Source organism: Larsenimonas salina, from assembly GCF_023736155.1.
GTDB classification, from domain to species: Bacteria; Pseudomonadota; Gammaproteobacteria; order Pseudomonadales; family Halomonadaceae; genus Larsenimonas; species Larsenimonas salina.
In genome coordinates this window covers 1,095,998-1,112,842 of the sequence record NZ_JAMLJJ010000001.1, presented here as the reverse complement: position 1 = coordinate 1,112,842, position 16,845 = coordinate 1,095,998, and the positions used below count along the sequence as shown (strand labels likewise).

Sequence of the window (16,845 nt, the reverse complement as noted above, 5' to 3'; positions counted from 1 at the left end):
TTCGCCGCCGCTGAGGCACGATGGCGCCGACCATGACTGCGTCGTCGTCGCGGTCTCTTTGCTGTAGTAACGCTCCCCATCTTTTGCAGGCACTTCAATGACCAGTACGCCGTTTCAATCCCTTATCTGCCCGCTTGAAGGGCATCCGCTAACATTTTCGGCCCAGAGTCTTCAGTGCGATCAGGGCCATACCTTCGATGTGGCGCGCCATGGGTATGTGAACCTTCTACCGGTGCAGCACAAGCGCTCGAGCGACCCCGGCGACAGCAAGGCGATGGTGGCGGCGCGGCAGCGGTTTCTAGGCGCCGGGCATTACGCACCGGTTGCCGAGGCCGTCAGTCGGCATGTGCTGTCGGGCTCGCCTGACGCGTCGCCCCTTGCGTGTCTCGATGCCGGCTGTGGTGAGGGCTATTATCTGCGCGCGCTGACACGCGCAGCCGGTGACGGGCAGGCGCTGTCGCTTGTCGGCGTGGATATCTCCAAATGGGCGGTGCAGGCCGGGGCACGCCAGGACGTCACCAAGGCGGCGAGCTGGATTGTCGGCAGCAACGCGCACTTGCCGGTCGCCTCGGCCTCGCTCGATGCGGTGCTGTGCATGTTCGGGTTTCCGGTGTTCGATGAATTCGCCCGGGTCCTGAAGCCTGGCGGCCGGCTGGTCATGGTCGAGGCAGGGAGTGATCATCTCCGAGAGCTTCGGGAGATCATCTATCCGAGCCTGAACCCCGATAAGCCCGAGCGCGACAGGGCCCCAGACGGTTTCGAGCGTGGCGACAGCGAGCGGGTGCGCCATCAATGCACGCTCGATACCAGTGAGGCCATCAGTGACCTGCTGACGATGACGCCCCACCTTTACCGCGCCACCGCCGAGGGCCGGGCGCGTGCGGCCGCGCTGACCGCGCTCGAGGTGACCCTTGATGTCCGCGTGACGGTGCTTATCAAACAGTAATCGAGTGGTTTCGGGGCGCGCTGGAAAGAGCGACCAGCTTGAACCAGACTTGTCGTCTCACACAATGATCGACATGGATGGGATCATGAGCAACGAAGCGACCGACCGAACGTCTTCGACGCCGCACGCGCAGCTTTATCGAATGGTGATGGAAAAGCACCTGTGCCCGTTCGGTCTCAAGACCAAGGCGCTTTTGGAGCGCAACGGCTATGAGGTTGAGGACCACTGGCTGACAAGCCGGGATGACGTGGATGCGTTCAAGCAGGAGCACGACGTCAGGACCACCCCGCAGGTTTTCATCGAGGGCCGGCGCATCGGCGGCTACACCGAGCTTCGTCGGTACCTGGGCAAGCGGGTCAAGGGCAGCGATGAAACCAGCTACCAACCGGTCATCGCAATTTTTGCAACCGCATTCGTGATGGCGCTGGCCGTTAGTTGGGCGGTATTCGATACCGTGTTTACCGGGCGCATGCTCGAGTGGTTCATCGCGATTTCCATGACGCTGCTTGGCGTTCAAAAGCTTCAGGACGTCGAGCAGTTTTCCACCATGTTCCTGAACTACGACCTATTGGCCCAGCGCGAGGTGCGCTACGCCTACGTTTATCCGTTTGCCGAGACGCTTGCGGGCGTATTGATGATTGCCGGCTCGCTGATTTGGCTGGCGGCGCCGGTGGCGCTCTTTATCGGCGCGATTGGTGCGGCGTCGGTGTTCAAGGCGGTCTATATCGATAAGCGCGAGCTGAAGTGCGCCTGTGTCGGTGGCGGCAGCAATGTGCCGCTCGGATTTCTGTCGCTGACCGAAAACATCATGATGGTGGCGATGGGGCTTTGGATGCCGCTTAGGATCTGGTTCGGCTAGCCGTGGCCCGGCCGAACCAATAAACGGCGGGCGAGGGTGAAGCGGTCAAGGCGGGGGCGGCCTCATGTACGCTGCCATGGCGCTTGGGGGCCATGGCAGCGTATCTCGATCAAAGCCCCAGTTCACTGAGCCCGGGATGGCTGTCCGGGCGACGACCGAGCGGCCAGCGAAATAGCCGTTCGTGCTCGTCGATCGGTATGTCGTTGATCGATGCGATGCGCCGCTGCATCAATCCCTCATCGTTGAACTCCCAGTTCTCATTGCCATAGGCGCGATACCACTGTCCGATTTCGTCGTGGTACTCATAGGCAAAACGGACCGCCAGGCGATGGCCGCCGAAGATCCAGAGCTCCTTGATCAAGCGGTAGTTAAGCTCGCGGCGCCACTTGCGCTCCAGAAACGCCTTGATCTCGGCCCGTCCATGAATGAACAGGTCTCGATTGCGCCATAGGCTGGATTCGGTATAGGCCAGTGCCACTGTTTCCGGCGTGCGGGTGTTCCAGGTGTCTTCGGCCAGCCGGACTTTCTGTTCGGCGCTTTTCTGATCAAAGGGCGGTAATGGCGGTTTGCTCATGAACGCGTTCCTTGGCGGTGAATGAACTGAGGTGAGTCACTAACATCGGCCCATGTTGGCTGAATTACACCCCTTGGCGGCGCGTCCAGCGCTGGCGTGCGTATTTGCGCATGTTCATGACATTGTCGGTCTCATCCATGATGTCGTGCCCGACAATCGCCTCGATGATGTCCTCGAACGTGATGACGCCGACCCAGATGCCAAGATCGTCATAGACGGCGCACATGTGGTGGCGCTCTTTAAGCATTAGCGCATAGGCATGCTCGACGTTTTCGGTGTCGGTCAGGGTGTTGACCGGGCGCATCACGTCTTTGAGCCTGGACTGCCGGTCGGCCTGATAGATGTCCGATTTATGGACGTACCCCATGGCGTTTTCGCCGCCATCGATCACCGGAAACCGGGTAAAGGGCGACTTGCCGAGCGCCTCATCAAAGGCCTCGACGGTGGTGTCCGGCTGCACGGTGACCGCAACGGTGCGTGGTGTCATGACGTCGCGAACCCGGATGGTGTGCAGATTCAAAATGTTGGTGATCGAGCGCGCCTCGCCGGCATCCAGCGCCTGTTCCTCGTGAGCGATGCGCGTGAGCGCCTTGATCTCGCTTCGAAGGTCGGTTTCATCGCCGTCCTTGCTGATGCGGGTGGTAATCAGCTCTGAAAGCCACACGAACGGTTTCAGGATCAGAACCAGCGTATTGAGAATCGCCGGCAGCACGCGGGACAGCTGACGCCAGTAGGTGGCGCCAAGCGTTTTCGGAATGATTTCGGAAACAATCAGGATCATCAGCGTCATCAGCGCCGAGGCCACGCCCAGATAGGTTTCGCCAAACACTACCGCCACCTGTGCACCGACACCGGTTGCACCGGCAGTATGGGCAATGGTGTTGAGGGTGAGAATGGCCGACAGCGGCTGATCGATGTTGTTCTTGAGCCGGTAGAGCTTGTCGTGAAGGCGGGGGCGCTCATCTTTCAGGTGTGCAATGTAGCTTGGGGTCAGCGACAGAAGGGCCGCTTCAAGAATAGAACACAGAAATGAAACGCCAATCGAAAGCACGGCGTAGAGCACAAGCAGGAACATAAAGCCTCACAAGGGACGTCGAATACGCATCTAAGAGCGCTTTTGGGATCAGGTCAACGCGGGATACGGCGGTGTTCAGTATGGTTTAAACGAGCGTCTACGCCAAAAGCGCAATGGCCGAAGGTGGACGCCAGTGTCTACGTTCAAAAGGTGCCATAAAAAAGGAGGGACCCGCGATGCAACGCAAGCCATTTATCTCTGAAGCACTGCTCAAGCGCTGCGAGAAAGAGCAGCAACAGGAAGTCGAACGCTCCACCCGTAAATTCGATCGAGCCTCGCTCGAGGAGCGCAAGGAACTGTCGATGCTGGTCGAGATGGCCGTGCGAGACGGGGAAAGTTATTCAACCATTGCCGAGACCCACAGTGACCTTGGCCTCTCCGAACAGCGGCTGCGTGATTTGATTGGTCCGGAGGCAGCGATCCGTGACCGAATCGAGCGTTTCGAGCGCTTTCGATACGCCTGAGGCCGGAGCGTCTTACGCTTGAAGCCGAAGCGCCTTCGATACCGAGCCTGACCCATGTATTTCAAAGCCGACCCGAGGGTCGGCTTTTTCATGCCAGCACGCGTTCCTGGTTCATGCCAGACAACGTCACTATCTGTCAGATCACGTCACTATCTGTCAGATCACGTCACTATCTGTCAGATCACGTCACTGTCGAACGCAGTGATCAGGACAAGACGCGCGCACGCACCCGGCGGCCCTTGAGCGGCGCACTTTGCAGTTGCTTGAGCGCCTGTTTGAGCGCCCGCCGATCAACCGCGACGAAACTTGCCCGTGCGGTCACCTTGATCTTGCCAAGCTGGTTGGCGTCCAGCGCATGGCCGTACTCAGCGTTGGTCAACGCCCCGACCAGATCACCCGGTCGAATCTTCTGTTTCTTGCCGGCATCGAGCTCGAGCGTGGCCATCGGCGCGGGAAACGGCGTGCTCGAGGCGTCAGGCCGCGGCAATGGTTCGGGTTCGAGTTCCTGGCCCAGACGCTCACTCAGTTCCAGCAGGCGCATACGCTCGCGGTCACTGATCAACGTGCAGGCCACGCCCTTGCCACCGGCGCGGCCGGTGCGGCCGATGCGGTGTGTGTGCACGTCGAGATCACTTGCCAGCTGGTAGTTGATCACCGCTTCGAGCGCGTCGATGTCGAGCCCACGGGCGGCAACATCGGTTGCGACCAGAATCGAGACGCTGTCGTTGGAAAACTGAATCAGCGTCTGGTCGCGCTCGCGCTGATCAAGATCGCCGTGCAGCGCCTTGGCGCTGAAGCCGTCGTGCGCCAGATCCTCGGCAAGCTTTTGTGTTTCTGCGCGGGTATTGCAAAACACCACACAGTTCGAGGGTCGGTAGTGCAGCAGAACCTGCACCAGCGCCTCGAACCGGGACAGCGAGTCGAGGGCATAGATGTGCTGCTCAATGCTCTCACGGCTGTGCGTGCTCTCGACCTCGATAATGGCCGGGTTCGTCAACAGGCGGTCGGCAAGCGGCGTGATCGCGGCGTCGAACGTTGCACTGAACAGCAGTGTCTGACGCGTTCGCGGCATGTCATCGATGATGGCGTCAAGGGCCTCTTCAAAACCCATGTCGAGCATGCGATCGGCTTCATCCAGCACGAACATCGTAAGATGATCGAGCGACAGCGAGCCCTTGCGCAGGTGCTGCTCGACCCGGCCCGGCGTGCCGACGATGATGTGCGCGCCGTGCTCGAGCGAGTGAAGCTGCGGGCCGATCGGCGCGCCGCCGCACAGCGTCAACACCTTGACGTTATGCATCTGCCGCGCTAGGCGCCGGATCTCTTCGGCGACCTGATCGGCAAGCTCTCGCGTGGGGCAGAGCACCAGGGTCTGGACGCGAAAGCGGGCAACGTCGAGCCGAGCCAGAAGCGCTAGACCAAAGGCTGCGGTCTTGCCCGAGCCGGTCTTGCCCTGACCGCGCACATCACGGCCCGAAAGCGCCGGCGGCAGGCTCGCGGCCTGGACGGGGGTCATGGTGTGATAGCCAAGCGAGTCAAGGTTACGTGCCAGCGCCTCGGGCAGGGCGAGAGTGGCGAAGTCGGTGGAGTCGGTCGCGTGGGTCACGGGGCATCCTGTTTATGAGCGAAGCGATGGCGGGCAGCATACCAGAAGATTGCTGCCGACACGTTGACCGCCCCCCGCTTAAGGAGCGTCCGCGTTGGCTTCAATATCATGATCGAGCATGCCGCCGGATTGTCGTCGCCAGAGCCTTGCATAGAGGCCGCCGCGTTCGAGCAGCTCCCGGTGGCTGCCCTGTTCGACGATGCGGCCCTGATCCATCACGATCAGCCGGTCCATCGCGGCGATGGTCGAGAGCCGATGCGCAATCGCGATGACGGTCTTGCCCTCCATCAGCCGGTCGAGGTTGTCCTGGATGGCGGCTTCGACGTCGGAATCAAGCGCCGAGGTGGCCTCGTCCAGAATCAGGATCGGGGCGTCCTTCAGCATGACGCGCGCGATGGCGATGCGCTGGCGCTGGCCGCCTGAGAGCTTGACCCCGCGCTCGCCGACGTGGGCGTCCATGCCGTGTCGGCCGGCACTGTCTCTAAGCTCGCCGATGAAGTCGGCCACGTGGGCCTCGGCCGCGGCCTGCCACAGTTCGGCGTCGGTGGCGTCAGGCCGGCCATAGGCGAGATTGTCGCGGATCGAGCGGTGCAAAAGGGCGGTGTCCTGCGTCACCATCCCGATCTGGGCCCGAAGGCTTTCCTGGGAGACGGCCGCGATGTCCTGACCGTCGATGGCAATCACGCCGCCCTCGACGTCATAGAATCGCAGCAGCAGATTCACAAGCGTGGACTTTCCGGCGCCGGAGGGGCCGATCAGACCGATTTTTTCGCCGGGGGCGATGTCGAGCGTCAGCGCATCGATCACGCCGCTGCCCTTGCCGTAATGGAAATTCACATGGTCGAAGCGAAGCGCCCCTTCGGTCAATGAAAGCGCCGGGGCATCTGTTTTGTCCTCGACCTGCCGCGGCTTTGAAAGCGTGGCCATACCATCCTGCACGGTGCCGATGTTCTCGAACAGACTCGACACTTCCCACATGATCCACTGCGACATGCCCCAAAGCCGCATGACAAGCCCGATTGCCACTGCGATGGCGCCGACGGTGATGGCGCTTTCGAGCCACAGCCGAATGGCGAGCGCCCCGATCGAAAACAACAGCACCGCGTTCAACAGATACAACAGGCCGTAAAGCCCGGTGACCAGCCGCATCTGCCGGTGGACGGTGTCCAAAAAACCGCTCATGCCGTCACGCGCGAACTCGGCTTCTCGCCGGGCGTGGGAAAAGAGCTTCAGGGTCTGAATGTTGCTGTAGCTGTCGACGATGCGTCCGGTCATCTGCGAGCGGGCGTCGGCCTGGGCCTCGGACACTCGGCTCATGATCGGCACGAACACGCGAAGAAGCCCGAGATACCCAAGAAGCCACAGCGCGAGCGGCACCGCCAGACGCCAGTCGGCGCTGGCCACCAGAATCAGGGTGCCGATAAAATAGACGCTTACGTAGTTGAGCACGTCGAACAGCTTGATCACGCATTCGCGCACCGCAAGCGCCGTCTGCATTACCTTGGTGGCGATGCGGCCGGCGAATTCGTCCTGATAGAACGGCATCGACTGCTTGAGCAGGTAGCGGTGGGCCAGCCAGCGGATGCGCATCGGGAAATTGCCCATCAGGGTTTGATGGTTAAGAAGCGAATGAAAGGTCACAAGCGTTGGTAGAAGAATCAGGATCAGCCCGGCCATGCCGGCCAGGGCCCACCCCTGATCGGCCAGAAACGTTGCGCGGTTCTGGGTGCTGAGCCAATCGACGATGTTGCCGAGAAAGCTGAACATCCATACCTCGATCGAGGCAATCAGAACCATCAGGACCGTGGCGACCGCCAGGTACGGCCAAGCGCCCTTGGTGTAGTGCAGGCAGAACGCCAGCAAGCGCTCGGGCGGGCGTTCAGGCTCTTCCGGGGGAAAGGGGTCAAGGCGGCGTTCGAACCAGCGAAACATGGAGTATTTTCCCAGGAGGTGATCAGAGGACGCGGTACATATCGAGGTTGACCGTGTCCGGCGTGCGTTTGGCATCACAGATGAACACGGACTCGGTCAGCCAGTGCAGTCGGGCGTCGTCGACCTCGAAGGTAGGGGTGGCCTTGAAGTAGATGTCCTCGACCGGCACGTGTTTGAAAAAGCCCATGTCATCACCGAAGAGGTTCGCCGTGAAGGCACTTGGCAGACGGCGGATGCCGTTGTTTTCGATGTAGACGGTGCCGTCTTTGGTTGCCAGGGCGTAGCGCGCCGACAATCGGCACAGGCCGTCAGGCTGGATGAACTGGCTATCGACGCCGCCGGGCAGCACGTGGCCTTCGAGCGCGCCGCTGACCTCACCGCCAAGAATCGGAATCAGCTGACGTTTGCCGCGTGTGGGGTCGCTGCTGACAATGGTGGGGGCGTCGACCGTGATGGCGATACGAAAGGAAAACTCGAGCGTCGGGGACATGAACTCTCCGGTCTAAACAAGAAAACGGTCATGAGCATTACTATAGACCTCGCGTCAACGTCGTACCTGACATGGGTCGCGTCGAGGTCGTTAACACGCTATCTTTTCAGGCGGATTCATTTTCAGCAAGCGCGTTCGCGCCTTCAAGGATCGAGGGAGACCGACATGACAACGCAGTCCGACTACACGCCGCCCCGCGTATGGCAGTGGCAGAAAGAAAGTGGCGGCAAGTTCGCAGGCACCAACCGGCCGGTCGCAGGCGCTACCCACGAAAAAGCACTGCCGGTGGGCGAGCATCCATTTCAGCTCTATTCGCTGGCCACGCCCAACGGGGTCAAGGCCAGCATCATGTTCGAAGAGCTGCTGGCGCTTGGGTATCAGGGCGCGGAGTACGATGCCTGGTTGATTAACATCGGCGATGGCGATCAGTTCGGCAGTGGGTTTGTCGACATCAACCCCAATTCGAAGATCCCGGCGATGGTCGATCACAGCGGCAGCGAGCCGGTGCGGGTGTTCGAGTCCGGGTCGATGCTTTTGTATCTGGCGGAGAAATTCGGTGAGTTCCTGCCGACCGAGCACGTAAGCCGCACCGAGGCGTTGAACTGGCTGTTCTGGCAGATCGGCAGCGCGCCGTATCTGGGCGGTGGCTTCGGGCACTTCTATAACTACGCACCGGTCAAGATCGAATACGCCATTGACCGCTTCACCATGGAAACCAAGCGCCAGCTCGATGTGCTCGACCGCCATCTGGCCGACCACGACTACCTGGCCGGTGACACCTACTCGATTGCCGACATCGCGACCTGGGCCTGGTACGGCCAGCTGGTGCTCGGGCGTCTGTACGACGCCGCTGAATTCCTGCAGGTGCAGGAGTACACCCATGTACTGCGCTGGGCGAACGCCATTGATGCTCGTCCGGCGGTGCAGCGCGGCCGCATGGTCAATCGCACCTTCGGCGAGCCGGAAACCCAGCTGCATGAACGCCACGACGCCCGTGATTTTGACACCAAGACCCAGGACAAGATCGGCGGCAACGACTAGCCAGCGCCTGCCTTCGGTGTGACCGATGAGCGCGGTGCTTGACCTTCGCGCTCGTCGGGCAACAATAACGCCCTCCTTACACCGGGCACGGAGCCGTCGATGGCGATCCAATCTACGCACACTCCCTATCTGATCATCGGCGGGGGCAGCATGGGGCTGGCCACCGCCGATGCCCTTGCCGCCACCGAGCTTTCTGATACCGCATCGCACACCAACGACGCGACTCGAGTGCGTGTGCTCGACGCTCACAGCCCACCGCACGCGCACGGAGCGCACCACGGCCAGACCCGCCTGATTCGTCTGGCCTACGGCGAAGGCGCCGGCTACGTCACGCTTGCCAGGCGCGCTCTTGCGCTCTGGCGAGAGCTTGAACGCGAGACCGGCGAGTCTCTTTTTCTGCCCACGGGCGTGATCAACGTTGGCCCTGATTCGGCGCCGTTCGTGCGTCAGGTGCAGCACAGTGCGGCGACGCACGGGCTGTCGCTTGACACACTGGACGCAGCCGCAGTAACCGAGCGCTTTCCCGGCTGGGCGCTGAGTGAGCCCATGCGGGGCTGCTTCGAGGCCGAGGCCGGCGTTCTGTGGGTGGAGCGCATACTTGCCGCCTGGCGCCGGCGCGTCGAGCGCTCACGGCATGGCGAGCTGGTGACCGGCGCGCGCGTCGTGTGCCTGAGCGCGCGCAGTGACGGTGGTTTTGTCGCGCACTGCGCCGATGGCCGTACATTTTCGGCCGAACGGGTGCTGCTGGCGGCCGGGGCGCATACGGCGCCGCTTGCCGACACGCTTGACGTGACGCTGCCGCTGGCCCGGGTTCGAAAGACGTTTGCCTGGTTCGAGGCCGATGACCGCTACCTTCCCGACCACTTTTCGGGCTTTAGCCTGACCGACTCTGAGCAGGGCGTGTTCTACGGCTTTCCCGACCTCGAGGGCGCGGGGTTCAAGATGGGCCGTCATGATGGCGGCCAGCCGGTCGCTCCCGACGACCCGTTAATTCCGTTCGGGGCGCACGGCGATGATGAGGCGGAGCTTCGCCGGGTCATCGAGCGCTACCTGCCGGGCGTTGGCACGTTACGTCACGGCGCGGTGTGTCACTACGTTCGAAGTCCGGACGAGCACTTCGTTATCGACGAGCCCCGGCCCGGTCTAATGGTGGCCGGTGGTTTTTCAGGCCATGGATTCAAGTTCGCCAGCGCCCTCGGTGAGGCGCTCGCCCACTGGCTTTTAACCGCGCAGCCGGCGGCGTCACTGTCGGCGTTTCGGCTATCGCGCTTTACCCTCTAACGCCTGGAGCACGCGGCTCGATGCAGACCCAACGGACAACGGAAGAGCAGGGCATGACCAAAGAGCAGAGCAAAAAACAGGACACGACCGAAAACGCCTGGGACGTGGTCATCGTCGGTGCCGGCGCCACCGGGCTTGCTGCGGCGCATTCGGCGGCGCGGCGCGGACTTCGGGTGGCGCTTCTAGAGCGAGGCGATACGGTCGGCGGCAACATTGGCACTCGGCGCGACAGCGGCTGGCAGACCGAAATCGGCCCCAACACGCTGATGATGAAGCCGCCGCTTTATGCGCTTCTTGAAGAGCTTGAATTGCTCGATGAGGCGCAGCCCGCCAACACCGCCGCCCGCAAGCGGTTTGTTGCCTATCAGGGGGCGCCGGTCGCGCTTCCGACCCACCCATTGAAGGCCGTGACCAACCCGCTTCTGGGTGCTAAAGGCTGGTCCCAGGTACTTCGCGAGCCGTTCGCGCGCCGCGCCCCGGAGCGGGAAGAGAGCCTGGCGGCGTTCGTCGAGCGTCGGCTTGGCCGGCGCGTGCTCGATTATATGGTCGACCCGTTCGTGTCGGGGGTGTACGCCGGCGACCCGTCGAGATTGTCGGCGCCGGCGGCCATGAAGCGGCTGGTGGCCCTTGAGCAGAAATACGGCTCGCTGATTCGCGGCGGGCTCACCGGGCTCATCAAGGCACGCCGCGCACCGTCTCCCTTGCCTCCTGAGTGGCGCGGTCAGCTGGTCAGCTTCCCAGATGGGCTTCGCCGCCTGACGGACCGGCTTGCCGAGCGCATCGAGGCCCAGCCGGCGGCGCGCATTCATCTCGGCTGTGAGGCTTCATCAATACAGCGCACAAGTGAGGGCTGGTGCGTCGAGACGAAGGATCAACGCTTCAGGGCGAGCGAGCTGGTGCTGGCGGTGCCGGCGCACGTCAGTGCGCGCCTGCTGGAGCCGGTCGACCCCGCGCTTTCCCGCCCGCTCGAGGAGATCGTCTACCCCTCGGTTAATGCCGTTGCGCTCGGTTTTCGGGCGGAGGACATCATGCACCCGCTCGATGGCTTCGGGCTGTTGATCCCGAACCGCGAGCAGCGCACCACGCTCGGGGTGCTCTTTTCCTCGACGCTTTTCCCGAACCGCGCCCCCGACGGCCATGTGCTGCTGACCGGGTTCATGGGTGGGCGACGTCGTCCGGGCGTGGCCGAGTGGGACGACGACGCGCAGGTGGCGCAGGTGCTTTATGACCTGCGTGATCTGCTTGGCATTCGCGGCGAGCCGGTCTGGAGCCGGGTGCAGCGCTGGCCGAAGGCGATCCCGCAGTACGAGTTCGGCCACCTCGAGCGGATCGAGGCGCTGGACGCCGCACTGGCCCACCATGAGGGGCTTTCGCTTGTTGGCAACTGGCGCGGCGGCATCGCGGTCGGCGACTGTCTCGAAAACGGGCGGCTATTGGGCGAGCGGCTAGCGCCTGCGCGCTAAAACGTAAACGACCACGTCAGAAGCAATCACACAGCACCAGCGGGTGCTGGCACACGCCAGGGAGATGAGATGCGCATTTCGATGTACCAGGTCGACGCGTTCACGAGCGAGCTGTTCAGAGGGAATCCGGCGGCGGTGTGCCCGCTGACCGAGTGGTTGCCAGAGGCCACGCTTCAGGCGATCGCTTCTGAAAATAATCTGTCCGAGACCGCGTTTTTCGTGCCGGAGGGCGAGGGCTATCGGCTTCGCTGGTTCACGCCCAAGGATGAAGAAATGCTCTGCGGGCACGCAACGCTTGCCACCGCCCACGTGCTCTTTACCCATCTAGGCGCGACCGAGCACACGCTTCGCTTTGACACCCGAAGCGGCCCGCTTTTTGTCTCGAAGCTTGACTTGGGTTACCGCATGAATTTCCCGGCCGCGATGCCCGAGCCGTTCGAGGCGTCACCGGCGTTGCTCGAAGGGCTTGGCGTGACGCCCTCCGAGGTGCATGCGGCGTTCGATATCGTGGTGGTGCTTGAAAACGAGCAGCAGGTGCGCGCGCTCACGCCCAAGCTTTCCCATTGGCATGGGCTCGGCAAGCGAGGAGTTGTGGTCACTGCCCCGGGTGATCATGTGGATTTTGTCAGCCGGGCGTTCTTCCCCGAGCTCGATGTGCCGGAAGACCCGGTCACCGGTTCGGCGCACTGCGAGCTGGCGCCTTACTGGGCCGAGCGGCTTGGCAAGACCACGCTTACGGCCCACCAGGTTTCAGAGCGCCTTGGTGAGCTTACGTGCGTGGTCGAGGGGGACCGCGTCGGACTGATCGGCCAGGCGGTGGATTATTTTGAAGCCGTGGTAACGCTTCCTGACGCGCGGTAAAGCGTTTCATTGATGTAGAAAGCGCCCCGTAGGGCGCTTTTTTTTGAAGCCTAGGGCGCCATGCCGGGCATCATCCGGTAGTAGAGATCGAACAGGATCCAGAGCGTGCCGCCTGCGAGAATGGTGATGATCAGCACGGTGAACAGGATCAGCTGCAGGTCTTCGCGGGTGTTGCGTGAAAACGAGATGTGCAGGAAAAATCGAAAGTGCACGATGATCTGAACCACCGCGCATTCGCCGATGATGATCCAATGGGCAATCGATGGCAGCGGCACGAACGCGGCCACGCCGAAGGGAATCAGCGTCAGCACAAGCGATAGAAAAAGCCCCCAGCCGTAGCTTCGAAACTCGCGCTGGCGCTCTCGGGCCAGGTCCTCGTCATCGTGGCCACGTTTCTGCGCCTGCGTGTTTTGGTCGGTGTTCTGATCAAGGGTTTGGGTGTCTTGAGCGTTTGACTCGTGCGCGCGCATCAGGTCAGCCCCCCCAGATACACCAGCGAAAAGATCACGATCCAGACGATGTCGAGAAAGTGCCAAAGAATTGCAAGCCGGGTGAGGCCGGTCTTGACCTGAGTATCGATGCCATGAACCGCCATCTGCCCGAAGATCGCCAGCATCCAGAGACACGCCCCGGCCACGTGCAGGCCGTGAAGTGGCACCAGCGAGAAAAACGCTGAAAGATAGCCGCTGCGGCTGGGGTAGCCGCCTTCGCTGAACATGGTGTGAAAGTCCTTGAGCTCGTGGGCGATGAAGCCGAGCCCGAGCAGAAGCGTCACCACCAGCCAGCCGATCAGTTTCGCCGTGCCTTGATGGTATTTAAGCGACAGCGACGCCATCCCGAAGGTAAAACTGCTGGCGAGCAGCAGCATTGTTTCGATGAAGGCACCCTTCATTTCCAGCAGGTCACTCGGGCCCGGGCCACCGGCAGTGCCGCCGAGCATGGTGACGTAGGTGGCAAACAGCAGCCCGAAGATGATGAAGTCGCTCATCATGAAGACCCAGAACCCGAACACCAGTTCTTCGTTGGCGCTGTGAGCCTCCTCGTGCGGCTCGCCCAGATTGAGCCCCGGGTGGCGCGTCGAGGCGCCTGCGGTGTGCGTGGTCATTGAATCGCTCCTTCCTTGGGCGGAACGGGTACGCCGCGGTTGGCCTCGCTCTGTTCCCATTGACGTGTGATCGGTTCGAACTGCTCGAGCTGATGTGCCCACGCGCGTTGCTGGCGCTCGATCGCCTCGGCGTCAAGGGTCCAGGTGGTGTTGCGCACGAAACCACGCGCGATCATGGCAATAAGCGCCACCCCGGTGAACGCCAGGGCCAGCCACCACATGTGCCAGGTCAATCCAAAGCCGACGGCGGTGCCGCTTACGCCGATGATCACGCCCATGGCGGTGTTTCTGGGCATGATGATCGGCTCGTAGCGCGCAGGGGACTCATGCGGGGCACCGTCGCATTTTTGCCGGTAGAAGGCGTCGTGGCTGTTGACCTGCGGCAGCACCGGGAAATTGTATTCAGGCACCGGGGAGGGCGTATCCCATTCAAGGCTTCGCCCATCCCAGGGGTCGCCGCCGGGAGTGGCGAGGGCGGCGCGGCGCTTGATGCTGACCCAGAGCTGCGCCATGAGGCAAACGATCGCGTACAGAATAATCAGTGCGCCAAGGCCCGCAGCGATGGTCCAGGGCAGATAGACGGGGTCGAAAAACGCCACGGTTCGCCGCGGCATGCCAAGAAGGCCAAGGGCGTACAGCGGAAAGAACGCCAGCATGAAACCGACAATCCAGCTCCAGGCTGCGCGATAGCCCCAGCGGGCATCGAGCTGGAAACCGAACGCCTTGGAGAACCAGTAGGTGTAGCCGGCCAGCATCCCGAACAACAGGCCCGGAATGAGCATGTTGTGAAAGTGGGCCACCAGAAACAGCGAGTTGTGAATCTGATAGTCGATGCTGGGCGTTGCCAGAATGATGCCGGAGAGCCCGCCGATGGAGAACAGAATCAGAAAGCCCACGGCGTAGACCATCGGCACCGTCAAACGCACGCGCCCCCGATACATGGTCAGCATCCAGTCGAAGATCTTCACCCCGGTCGGAATGCCGATCAGCATGGTCGCGATGCCGAACACGGCGTTGATGTGGGCACTTTGCCCCATGGTGAAGAAGTGGTGGAGCCAGACGGTAAACGACAGCACGGCAATGGCCATGGTCGCGATCACCAGCGCTGTGTAGCCGTAAAGGCGCTTGCCCGAGAAGGTCGAGAACACTTCCGAAAACACTCCGAACGCCGGCAGGATCAGGATGTAGACTTCCGGGTGGCCGAAGGCCCAGAACAGGTTGATGTAGTTCATCATGTTGCCGCCAAGGTCGGCGGTAAACATGTGGAAGTCCAGGTAGCGATCCAGCGCCAGAAGGCCCGTGGCCACCGTCAGCGGGGGCATGCCGAAGATCATCAGAATCGAGGTGCAAAGCGCGGTCCAGCAGAACAGCGGCATACGCATCAGTGTCATGCCTGGGGCGCGCTTTTTATAGATCGTCACGGCGAAGTTGATGCCTGAAAAGGTCGAGGAGAGCGTCGAGAGCGTCACCCCCCAGATCCAGTAATCCACCCCCGGTCCGGGGTTGGCCTGAAGCTCGGTGAACGGCGGATAGCCGGTCCAGCCGCCGGTTGAAAACGGCGCCAGCACCAGCGAGATCATCATCAGCGCGGCGCCGGCGGCGGTCAGGCCGAAACTTACCGAATTGAGCACCGGAAACGCCAGATCCCGTGCGCCGATCTGAAGCGGCATCACGAAGTTGATCAGCCCGGTCAGAAACGGCATCGCCATGAAAAAGATCATGATGGTGCCGTGGGTGGTGAAGAGCTGCCCGTAATGCTCGGGCGACAGAAACCCGCCGCCGAGGCCGAAGGCTTGCTGAGCGCGCATGAACGCGGCTTCGATGACGGCGCGTAAAAGCATGAGCAGCGCAATCACGATGAACATGATGCCGATTTTCTTGTGATCGACGCTTGTGAGCCAGTCGCACCAGAGCACCTTCCACTTGCCATACCAGGTGATCAACGCCATGGCGGCAAGCGCGCCAAGTACCACCATACCGGCGGCGCCCGAGGCGATAATGCCGTTGATGATGGATTCTCGAGTGGGGTTTTGGATCATGTCCCAAAACGGCAGGGCGTCCCAGCCGAGTCGGCCGAGCAGAAATGAAGACTCGTTGGTCACTGGGTGTTCCTCTCTTGAATGTCGCGCTCTGACGTATCAGATGCGGCCTCGCTTGACTCGGCAAGGCTTGCCCAATCGACCGGCTGGTGCCGGGCGATGGCGTGAAACAGGCCGTCTGGAATCTGACTGAAGGCCACCATCGGCGCCGGCGGTGGTGGGTCATCGCTCAGTGCGTTGGCGACGTCTTTCCAGGTGTTTTGCGCTTTAAGAAGCGTGTAGGCGCTTTGGTCAAGCGTGTGACCCTGCGTACGGATCTGGTCGATGAAGGTATCAAACCGGTTCTGGCTGACGGTCTGGGTCGTGAACTGCTGTTTGTAGAACCCCTCGCCGTTGTACTGGATATTGCGTCCCATGAAGTTGCCTTCGCGCTCGGCAATAAGGTTGAGACGGGTCACCATTCGGTTCATGACGTCGATCTGGCTGCCCAGTGCCGGAATGAAAAACGTCTGCATGACGGTGGCCGAGGTCAGGGTGAACGACACCGGCCGGTCGGTCGGAAGAATGAGCCGGCCAAGCGTGGCAACGCCCTGGTCCGGGTAGATGAACAGCCACTTCCAATCAAAGCCGATCACCTGCACCTCGAGCGGCGCCTTGTCACTTTCGATGGGTTTATAAGGGTCGAGGGCGATCGTCTTTTGCCACAGCACCACCGACAGCACGCCGACAACAACGACCGGAACGCCCCAGATCAACACGTCGATCAGCTTGGAAAAGCTCCAGCGCGGGCGATAACGCGCCTGGCCCGAGTAGCGGTAGCGCCAGACCAGCCAGGGCGTCAGCACAAGCACCGGAAGCACCACGATCATGACCATCAATATTACGAAGCCCAGGTGCTCGCGTTGAGCATGCGCGATCGGACCGCCCGGATTTAGAAAACCGGGAAGACGATCACACCCGCTTAAAAGCGCGAAAGCAGATACAGCGACGAGCGAAAGCAGCCAACGAAAGGCAGTTCGCTGGCATGAGGCGGGTGGGGAATTCACTGACGGCTCCGACATCCATGTTTGATTCGTCGGGGGTGGAGGATCCTGCCACTCCCTTAGGTG

The 16,845-nt window shown here is 61.7% G+C and carries 16 protein-coding genes; 7 read left to right on the top strand and 9 right to left on the bottom strand.

Going from position 1 to position 16,845, the window contains the following annotated elements:
* Positions 1-97 precede the first annotated feature (97 nt).
* Positions 98-946 (top strand): putative RNA methyltransferase, encoded by an 849-nt coding sequence (locus NAT23_RS05290; protein WP_251926175.1) that lies wholly within the window; start codon positions 98-100, stop codon positions 944-946.
* Positions 947-1,031: 85 nt separating this feature from the next.
* A complete protein-coding gene (locus tag NAT23_RS05285; protein WP_251926174.1) occupies positions 1,032-1,805 on the top strand; it encodes a glutaredoxin family protein in 774 nt (257 codons plus the stop codon).
* Positions 1,806-1,914: 109 nt separating this feature from the next.
* Here the strand turns inward: NAT23_RS05285 and NAT23_RS05280 are convergent, their stop codons facing one another.
* Both NAT23_RS05280 and NAT23_RS05275 read right to left on the bottom strand, forming a co-directional pair.
* Positions 1,915-2,379 carry a nuclear transport factor 2 family protein gene (locus tag NAT23_RS05280; RefSeq protein WP_251926173.1) on the bottom strand — a complete coding sequence of 155 codons (465 nt, stop codon included), beginning with the start codon at positions 2,377-2,379 and terminating at the stop codon, positions 1,915-1,917.
* A 64-nt stretch (positions 2,380-2,443) separates the two neighbouring features.
* Complete coding sequence (locus NAT23_RS05275) at positions 2,444-3,454, bottom strand: CNNM domain-containing protein (RefSeq protein ID WP_251926172.1); 1,011 nt, start codon at positions 3,452-3,454, stop codon at positions 2,444-2,446.
* Between the two features lie 176 nt (positions 3,455-3,630).
* Between NAT23_RS05275 and NAT23_RS05270 the strand changes: the two genes are divergently transcribed.
* Positions 3,631-3,918, top strand: a complete 288-nt coding sequence (locus tag NAT23_RS05270; protein ID WP_251926171.1) for a hypothetical protein — start codon at positions 3,631-3,633, stop codon at positions 3,916-3,918.
* Positions 3,919-4,123: 205 nt separating this feature from the next.
* Here the strand turns inward: NAT23_RS05270 and dbpA are convergent, their stop codons facing one another.
* The 3 genes from dbpA to NAT23_RS05255 form a co-directional block, all read right to left on the bottom strand.
* The gene (dbpA, locus tag NAT23_RS05265; RefSeq protein WP_251926170.1) at positions 4,124-5,524 is read right to left on the bottom strand and encodes an ATP-dependent RNA helicase DbpA; all 1,401 of its coding nucleotides are present in this window, start codon (positions 5,522-5,524) and stop codon (positions 4,124-4,126) included.
* Positions 5,525-5,602: 78 nt separating this feature from the next.
* The gene (locus NAT23_RS05260) at positions 5,603-7,456 is read right to left on the bottom strand and encodes an ABC transporter ATP-binding protein (protein WP_251926169.1); all 1,854 of its coding nucleotides are present in this window, start codon (positions 7,454-7,456) and stop codon (positions 5,603-5,605) included.
* A gap of 22 nt (positions 7,457-7,478) precedes the next feature.
* The gene (locus tag NAT23_RS05255; RefSeq protein ID WP_251926168.1) at positions 7,479-7,946 is read right to left on the bottom strand and encodes a DUF3237 family protein; all 468 of its coding nucleotides are present in this window, start codon (positions 7,944-7,946) and stop codon (positions 7,479-7,481) included.
* A gap of 165 nt (positions 7,947-8,111) precedes the next feature.
* Between NAT23_RS05255 and yghU the strand changes: the two genes are divergently transcribed.
* The 4 genes from yghU (at position 8,112) to NAT23_RS05235 (ending at position 12,592) form a co-directional block, all read left to right on the top strand.
* Complete coding sequence (gene yghU / locus NAT23_RS05250) at positions 8,112-8,987, top strand: glutathione-dependent disulfide-bond oxidoreductase (RefSeq protein ID WP_251591435.1); 876 nt, start codon at positions 8,112-8,114, stop codon at positions 8,985-8,987.
* Positions 8,988-9,086: 99 nt separating this feature from the next.
* On the top strand, positions 9,087-10,268 hold the full coding sequence (gene solA / locus NAT23_RS05245; RefSeq protein WP_251926167.1) for an N-methyl-L-tryptophan oxidase: 1,182 nt from the start codon (positions 9,087-9,089) through the stop codon (positions 10,266-10,268).
* Between the two features lie 20 nt (positions 10,269-10,288).
* The gene (gene hemG, locus NAT23_RS05240) at positions 10,289-11,731 is read left to right on the top strand and encodes a protoporphyrinogen oxidase (protein WP_251926166.1); all 1,443 of its coding nucleotides are present in this window, start codon (positions 10,289-10,291) and stop codon (positions 11,729-11,731) included.
* A 69-nt stretch (positions 11,732-11,800) separates the two neighbouring features.
* Positions 11,801-12,592 carry a PhzF family phenazine biosynthesis protein gene (locus NAT23_RS05235; protein WP_251926165.1) on the top strand — a complete coding sequence of 264 codons (792 nt, stop codon included), beginning with the start codon at positions 11,801-11,803 and terminating at the stop codon, positions 12,590-12,592.
* Between the two features lie 50 nt (positions 12,593-12,642).
* On the opposite strand, the gene cyoD is transcribed toward NAT23_RS05235, so the two are convergent.
* The 4 genes from cyoD to NAT23_RS05215 are packed head-to-tail and all read right to left on the bottom strand — an operon-like array spanning position 12,643 to position 16,782.
* Complete coding sequence (gene cyoD / locus NAT23_RS05230) at positions 12,643-13,062, bottom strand: cytochrome o ubiquinol oxidase subunit IV (RefSeq protein ID WP_251926164.1); 420 nt, start codon at positions 13,060-13,062, stop codon at positions 12,643-12,645.
* Positions 13,062-13,697 (bottom strand): cytochrome c oxidase subunit 3, encoded by a 636-nt coding sequence (locus NAT23_RS05225; RefSeq protein ID WP_251926163.1) that lies wholly within the window; start codon positions 13,695-13,697, stop codon positions 13,062-13,064. Before NAT23_RS05225 ends, cyoD begins: the two co-directional genes overlap by 1 nt.
* The gene (locus NAT23_RS05220) at positions 13,694-15,799 is read right to left on the bottom strand and encodes a cbb3-type cytochrome c oxidase subunit I (RefSeq protein ID WP_251926162.1); all 2,106 of its coding nucleotides are present in this window, start codon (positions 15,797-15,799) and stop codon (positions 13,694-13,696) included. The genes NAT23_RS05225 and NAT23_RS05220 overlap by 4 nt, the downstream gene beginning before the upstream one ends.
* Positions 15,796-16,782, bottom strand: a complete 987-nt coding sequence (locus NAT23_RS05215; protein ID WP_251926161.1) for a cytochrome ubiquinol oxidase subunit II family protein — start codon at positions 16,780-16,782, stop codon at positions 15,796-15,798. The genes NAT23_RS05220 and NAT23_RS05215 overlap by 4 nt, the downstream gene beginning before the upstream one ends.
* Positions 16,783-16,845: the final 63 nt, after the last annotated feature.

Bases quoted from the DNA above. Each gene is read 5' to 3' on its own strand.
- NAT23_RS05290 (WP_251926175.1), top strand. From the start codon at position 98: ATGACCAGTACGCCGTTTCAATCCCTTATCTGCCCGCTTGAAGGGCAT.
- NAT23_RS05285 (WP_251926174.1), top strand. From the start codon at position 1,032: ATGAGCAACGAAGCGACCGACCGAACGTCTTCGACGCCGCACGCGCAG.
- NAT23_RS05280 (WP_251926173.1), bottom strand. From the start codon at position 2,379: ATGAGCAAACCGCCATTACCGCCCTTTGATCAGAAAAGCGCCGAACAG.
- NAT23_RS05275 (WP_251926172.1), bottom strand. From the start codon at position 3,454: ATGTTCCTGCTTGTGCTCTACGCCGTGCTTTCGATTGGCGTTTCATTT.
- NAT23_RS05270 (WP_251926171.1), top strand. From the start codon at position 3,631: ATGCAACGCAAGCCATTTATCTCTGAAGCACTGCTCAAGCGCTGCGAG.
- NAT23_RS05260 (WP_251926169.1), bottom strand. From the start codon at position 7,456: ATGTTTCGCTGGTTCGAACGCCGCCTTGACCCCTTTCCCCCGGAAGAG.
- NAT23_RS05255 (WP_251926168.1), bottom strand. From the start codon at position 7,946: ATGTCCCCGACGCTCGAGTTTTCCTTTCGTATCGCCATCACGGTCGAC.
- yghU (WP_251591435.1), top strand. From the start codon at position 8,112: ATGACAACGCAGTCCGACTACACGCCGCCCCGCGTATGGCAGTGGCAG.
- solA (WP_251926167.1), top strand. From the start codon at position 9,087: ATGGCGATCCAATCTACGCACACTCCCTATCTGATCATCGGCGGGGGC.
- hemG (WP_251926166.1), top strand. From the start codon at position 10,289: ATGCAGACCCAACGGACAACGGAAGAGCAGGGCATGACCAAAGAGCAG.
- NAT23_RS05235 (WP_251926165.1), top strand. From the start codon at position 11,801: ATGCGCATTTCGATGTACCAGGTCGACGCGTTCACGAGCGAGCTGTTC.
- cyoD (WP_251926164.1), bottom strand. From the start codon at position 13,062: ATGCGCGCGCACGAGTCAAACGCTCAAGACACCCAAACCCTTGATCAG.
- NAT23_RS05225 (WP_251926163.1), bottom strand. From the start codon at position 13,697: ATGACCACGCACACCGCAGGCGCCTCGACGCGCCACCCGGGGCTCAAT.